The 5,147-nt window shown below is 37.5% G+C and carries 6 protein-coding genes and 2 pseudogenes; 6 read left to right on the forward strand and 2 right to left on the reverse strand.

Annotated elements, in window-relative coordinates; translation table 11 throughout:
- The 6 genes and pseudogenes from WBN20_RS17190 to nadD form a co-directional block, all read left to right on the forward strand.
- A pseudogene (locus WBN20_RS17190) lies at positions 1–238 on the forward strand (sugar phosphate isomerase/epimerase); the annotation flags it as partial.
- A 12-nt stretch (positions 239–250) separates the two neighbouring features.
- The gene (locus WBN20_RS17195) at positions 251–1,015 is read left to right on the forward strand and encodes a 3-keto-disaccharide hydrolase (protein ID WP_424282577.1); all 765 of its coding nucleotides are present in this window, start codon (positions 251–253) and stop codon (positions 1,013–1,015) included.
- Positions 1,016–1,017: 2 nt separating this feature from the next.
- On the forward strand, positions 1,018–1,830 hold the full coding sequence (locus tag WBN20_RS17200) for a 3-keto-disaccharide hydrolase (RefSeq protein ID WP_424282578.1): 813 nt from the start codon (positions 1,018–1,020) through the stop codon (positions 1,828–1,830).
- 68 nt (positions 1,831–1,898) lie between these two features.
- On the forward strand, positions 1,899–2,756 hold the full coding sequence (locus WBN20_RS17205) for a YicC/YloC family endoribonuclease (RefSeq protein ID WP_424282579.1): 858 nt from the start codon (positions 1,899–1,901) through the stop codon (positions 2,754–2,756).
- Positions 2,756–3,337: a guanylate kinase gene (gene gmk / locus WBN20_RS17210; protein WP_424282580.1), complete on the forward strand. Its 582-nt coding sequence runs from the start codon at positions 2,756–2,758 to the stop codon at positions 3,335–3,337. The genes WBN20_RS17205 and gmk overlap by 1 nt, the downstream gene beginning before the upstream one ends.
- An 82-nt stretch (positions 3,338–3,419) precedes the next feature.
- Positions 3,420–4,004: a nicotinate (nicotinamide) nucleotide adenylyltransferase gene (gene nadD / locus WBN20_RS17215; protein ID WP_424282581.1), complete on the forward strand. Its 585-nt coding sequence runs from the start codon at positions 3,420–3,422 to the stop codon at positions 4,002–4,004.
- A 93-nt stretch (positions 4,005–4,097) separates the two neighbouring features.
- Here nadD and WBN20_RS17220 read toward each other — a convergent pair whose 3' ends face one another.
- Both WBN20_RS17220 and WBN20_RS17225 read right to left on the reverse strand, forming a co-directional pair.
- Positions 4,098–4,604: a nicotinate-nucleotide adenylyltransferase gene (locus WBN20_RS17220; RefSeq protein ID WP_424273677.1), complete on the reverse strand. Its 507-nt coding sequence runs from the start codon at positions 4,602–4,604 to the stop codon at positions 4,098–4,100.
- Between the two features lie 240 nt (positions 4,605–4,844).
- Positions 4,845–5,147 (reverse strand): annotated as a pseudogene (locus tag WBN20_RS17225) (nicotinate-nucleotide adenylyltransferase); the annotation flags it as partial.

The raw sequence follows: 5,147 nt of genomic DNA on the forward strand, positions 1-5,147 counted from the left end.
TTCCCTTGGAGACGGACAGATCGATTTCAAAACTATTTTTTCAAAACTAACGCAGTACGGCTGTGATGTTTGGGCGGTTATGGAATGGGAATGCTGTATTAAAAGCCCGGAACAGGGAGCCCGTGAAGGAGCTATCTTTATACAGGATCATATCATTGAAGCTACCGAAAAAACATTCGATGATTTTGCCGGAGGTGCCATTGATAAGGAAATACTCAAAAAAATCTTGGGAATTTAAAACACTACGAAAATGAAAAATATACTTGGTATCATTTTATTTGCCAGCCTATTAATTGGTTGTAAGCAAAAAGCAAAGAATCAGGACGAGGAAAATACTGCCTCATCCAATATTGAATCGAAAATGGGCGCTGGTGAAGAAAATGAATGGACCGTCCTTTTTGACGGAACGTCCTTCGATGGCTGGCATGTTTATCCGGGAAAGGAAGTGCCAGATGCATGGAAATTGGAAGATGGGGCTATGAGGTTACGAACAGATGAAGCCAGAACAGATGGAAACAGGTTTAATCTGGTCACAGATAAAGAATATACAGATTTTGTGTTATCGCTGGAATGGATGGTTACAGAAGGGGCAAACAGTGGTATCATGTGGGGGGTTGTTGAGGATCCTAAACACATTGAACCGTACTATACAGGACCCGAAATTCAAGTTTTAGATAATATAAATCACCCCGATGCCAAAAACGGAACAACGCATCAGGCAGGTGCCCTGTACGATATGGTTGCACCATCTCAGGATGTTGTTAAACCCATTGGAGAATGGAATACCTATGAGATTACGATTAACCATAAGACCAATGAAGGGATCGTAGTGCTCAATGGAACAAAAATCGTTGAATTCCCGGTCACAGGGGAAGGATGGGAAACCATGGTCGCCAATTCCAAATTTGCAGACTGGGAGGATTTTGGAAAGCACCAAACCGGGAAAATCGCATTACAGGATCATGGCGAAACGATAAGTATAGGGTATAGAAATATTAAGATAAAAGAACTGTAGTTATGAACCGGTACTATTTGTTTTCAGTTATACTTTTGATAATAGGTTGTAAGCAGGAATCTCAGGATACACCCATGCTTCATGAAGAAACCGCTGAAGAGGTAATAGTTTATAAGGAATACGTGGGGGAGGAACCTACAGAACCTGAACAGACGGAATTCTATGAACCTGTTCCGCCCATAGTAAACCCAACAGGAAATAAGGGTGCACCAAGCGATGCCATTATTCTTTTTGATGGTAGCGATTTTGAGAAATGGGAGATGGCAAATGATAGTTCTGCTGTAGTTTGGCATCTCAATGATGATGGTAGTATGACAGTAAAAGATTCAACAGGTAATATACAGACCAAAAAGAAATTTGGGGATGTGCAGTTACATATTGAATGGAGGTCTCCTGAAGAGGTGCAAAGGGATGGACAGAATAGGGCGAATAGCGGGATATTTTTATCAGGGCTGTATGAAGTTCAGGTTTTAGATAATAATGATAATGACACCTATGTAAATGGGCAGGTAGCTTCTATTTACAAACAGCACGTTCCGTTAGCGAAAGCTTCGGTGCCTACCGGAGAATGGAATACCTATGATATTATCTATCACGCCCCTGAATTCAATTCAGAAGGGGGTAAAATAAAATCCGGCACAATTACCCTAATCCATAATGGGGTACTGGTACAGGATCATGTGGAACTAAAAGGAACTACTCCGTATATAGGATGGCCAAAAAACCCACCTCATGGCAAAGGGTCCTTGATGCTTCAGGATCATAGTGATAATAGCCGTGTTGGCTTTAGAAATATATGGATTAGGGAATTATAGTAAAATTGCCTGGGCACCAAAAATTCACTTTAAGATTTTAGTACCTTTACGAAAATTAAAGACAATTTATGATCCAATCCATGACAGGGTTCGGGAAGCATATGGTGCAGCTTCCATCTAAAAAGATCACCATTGAATTAAAATCCCTAAACAGTAAAAGCCTGGATATCAATGCCCGTATGCCTTCGGCCTATCGGGAAAAGGAATTGCAGCTGAGAAAGACTATTGCAAGCTCGTTGATCAGAGGAAAAATAGATTTTGGTTTATATGTGGAAATGACCGGAAACGAAAGTTCATCTGTAGTAAATGAGGGCATACTAAAACAATACATGGAACAACTTAGGTCAATCGCAGACGGGGAAGACATAAGGCTAATGGAAATGGCTTTAAGACTGCCGGATGCTCTTAAAACGGATCGGGAAGATATAGATGACTCCGAATATAAGATCATACAGGATACATTGGACAAGGCTTTAAAAGAGATAAATAATTTCAGGTCGGAGGAGGGTGCAGTCCTTGAAAAAGATTTTATGGAGAGAATTTCTTCCATTAAAGGACTGTTAAAAAAGGTGGTTAAAATAGACCCAGATAGATTATCAACAATTCGGGAGCGATTAGAAAAAGCAGTAGCAGACCTAAAGGCCGAAGTAGACGCTAACCGTTTTGAACAGGAGTTGGTTTATTACCTGGAAAAATATGATATTACAGAAGAGAAAGTCAGATTGGATAACCATTTGGACTATTTTATTGAGACAATGAATTCTGCCGATTCTAATGGCAAAAAACTGGGCTTTATAAGCCAGGAGATAGGCAGGGAAATAAATACAATAGGGTCTAAGGCCAATTATGCGCCTATGCAACAGCTAGTTGTACAAATGAAGGATGAGTTAGAAAAGGTTAAGGAACAAATGCTCAATGTGCTTTAATGGAAGGAGGTAAACTTATTATTTTTTCTGCTCCCTCGGGAAGCGGCAAAACAACAATAGTAAAATATTTATTAGAACAGGAGGAGTTAAACCTGGCATTCTCCGTTTCCGCCACTTCAAGGCCCAGGAGAGGAAAGGAAAAACAGGGGGGAAATTATTATTTTATGTCTATTAATGAATTTAAAGGACATATTAAGAATGATGATTTTTTGGAATGGGAAGAAGTATACAGAGATAATTTTTATGGGACGTTAAAAAGTGAAGTGGAGCGCTTGTGGAGTGAAGGTAAAAATGTAATTTTTGATATTGATGTTGCAGGCGGACTTCGAATAAAAAGGAAATATCCTGACAAGACACTGGCTGTTTTTGTTAAGCCACCAAGTGTAGACGAACTAAAAATCAGACTTAAAAAGCGCAGTACAGAGAGTGATGATAAAATTAATATGCGCATTGCAAAAGCTTCAGTGGAATTGGCTACGGCTCCTCAGTTTGATAAAATAATAAAAAACTACGATTTGGATACCGCACTTAATGAAGCACATGAGTTGGTCGCAAATTTTATTGGGATTAAAAGGAAGTAGCTCTGTCGAAAAAACTTCTTATGAGTTGTGAAAGATAAATTCTCCTGATAATATAAACATGAAAAGAACATAGGCATTGTTCATGAAAAAAATTGGTCTTTATTTCGGGACATTCAATCCAATACATGTTGGACATTTGATAATTGCCAATTATTTGGTTGAGTTTTCTGATCTTGATGAGGTATGGTTTGTGATTACACCTCAAAGTCCGTTTAAAGCAAAAAGGAGTTTACTGGATAATAACCATCGATACCAAATGGTGTTTGAAGCTGTCAAAGATTATCCCAGACTTAAGGCAAGTAAAATTGAATTTAATTTGCCTCAACCAAACTATACAATAAATACGCTGGTTCATTTGGGGGAGAAGTATGGGAATGACCACCAATTTTGCCTGATAATGGGGGAGGATAATTTAAAGGGATTTCATAAATGGAAAAATTATGATTTAATATTGGAAAATCACGACATTTATGTTTATCCCCGTATTTCTGATGGTTCTTCAGATCAAAAATTTTTAGGGCACCCAAAAATCAGGTGGGTAAATGCCCCCATAATGGAAATTTCCTCCACATTTATTCGCAATCAACATAAGTTGGGAAAAAATATTAGAGCAATGCTACCAGATGCGGTCTGGACTTATTTGGATGAAATGAATTTTTATAGGTAGCACAAGGACTTAAAAAGGCCCGATGTTCAAAACATCAGGCCTTTCCCACTTAGCAACATCAGGGGTAAAATTTAACTGCTAGTGCATCGAAAATTATAGAAATTCTCCTTCTTCACTCATCATCACTTTCATTGTTTTATCCCCATTTTGTAACTTAATCTTATAATTTTTTATGGCACCTTTTCTATCCTCATATCTAACTCGATAAACATCACTTACAATTTCCCAATTTGGGAATCTATCCAGTAGCGCTTTGCTTACGGCGTCTGGCAATTGAATGTCTTTGAATTTTTCAATGGTTCTTAGAATTTTACCATCGGGATCATAAACAGCAACTAATTTCCCATCAGGAATTACAAATGAAACTGAGTAATAATCATAATTGTCCTGATAGTAGTCCTTGGTAGTTACATCATAAGCGGCTGCCTTACGTTCTAACATCTTAACTGGCACTGCAGCTACCTTGTTATCTGTTGTATTTAAATACTTGTAATTCACAGCTTCAACTACAACTTCTGAGAGTTCCTCTAATTTTACTTCTTGCGAATACGCTACGCTAATTAGCGCTATAGCCAATAAACTTAAAATAAATTTTTTCATGATATTAGATTTTAGATATTATTAAATAGCAACTTCATTTTAATCTATTGTAATGAAGATATGCTTCCTCTTATTCTCTTTAAATGAATTTTATTGGCTAGTATTGACAATGGTATTTTAATAACTTCAAGAAATTGTTAAAAATAAAAGGTTCTCTCCATATACGGGACAGAACCTTTTATTTCAGTAGTACAGCTACCTTAAGTTGCTAACCACAATCGGATTAAGTTGAGCTACTTCCTAAAGAAACTCGCCATCTTCGTTCATCTTAACCTTCATAGTTCTATCCCCATTCTGTAATTGGAGTTTATATTGTTTTTTAGCTCCCTTTTTATCTGTATAAGTAACGCGGTAAACATCGCTTACTATCTCCCAGTTTGGGAAACGCTCTAACAATGCTTTCGATACAGCGTCTGGTAATTTAATGTCTTTGAATTTTTCAATAGTTCTTAAAATCTTACCGTCAGTATCATAAGCAGCTACTATCTTTCCATCGGGAATATAGAATTCCACAGTATAGTAGTCATAATCATCCTGATAATA

The organism is Eudoraea sp., assembly GCF_049665975.1.
In the GTDB taxonomy this organism is placed as follows: domain Bacteria; phylum Bacteroidota; class Bacteroidia; order Flavobacteriales; family Flavobacteriaceae; genus Eudoraea.

Excerpts from the sequence above, each read along its gene's own strand:
- gmk (WP_424282580.1), top strand. The coding sequence starts at position 2,756 with ATGGAAGGAGGTAAACTTATTATTTTTTCTGCTCCCTCGGGAAGCGGC.
- WBN20_RS17195 (WP_424282577.1), top strand. The coding sequence starts at position 251 with ATGAAAAATATACTTGGTATCATTTTATTTGCCAGCCTATTAATTGGT.
- WBN20_RS17200 (WP_424282578.1), top strand. The coding sequence starts at position 1,018 with ATGAACCGGTACTATTTGTTTTCAGTTATACTTTTGATAATAGGTTGT.
- nadD (WP_424282581.1), top strand. The coding sequence starts at position 3,420 with ATGAAAAAAATTGGTCTTTATTTCGGGACATTCAATCCAATACATGTT.
- WBN20_RS17220 (WP_424273677.1), bottom strand. The coding sequence starts at position 4,604 with ATGAAAAAATTTATTTTAAGTTTATTGGCTATAGCGCTAATTAGCGTA.
- WBN20_RS17205 (WP_424282579.1), top strand. The coding sequence starts at position 1,899 with ATGATCCAATCCATGACAGGGTTCGGGAAGCATATGGTGCAGCTTCCA.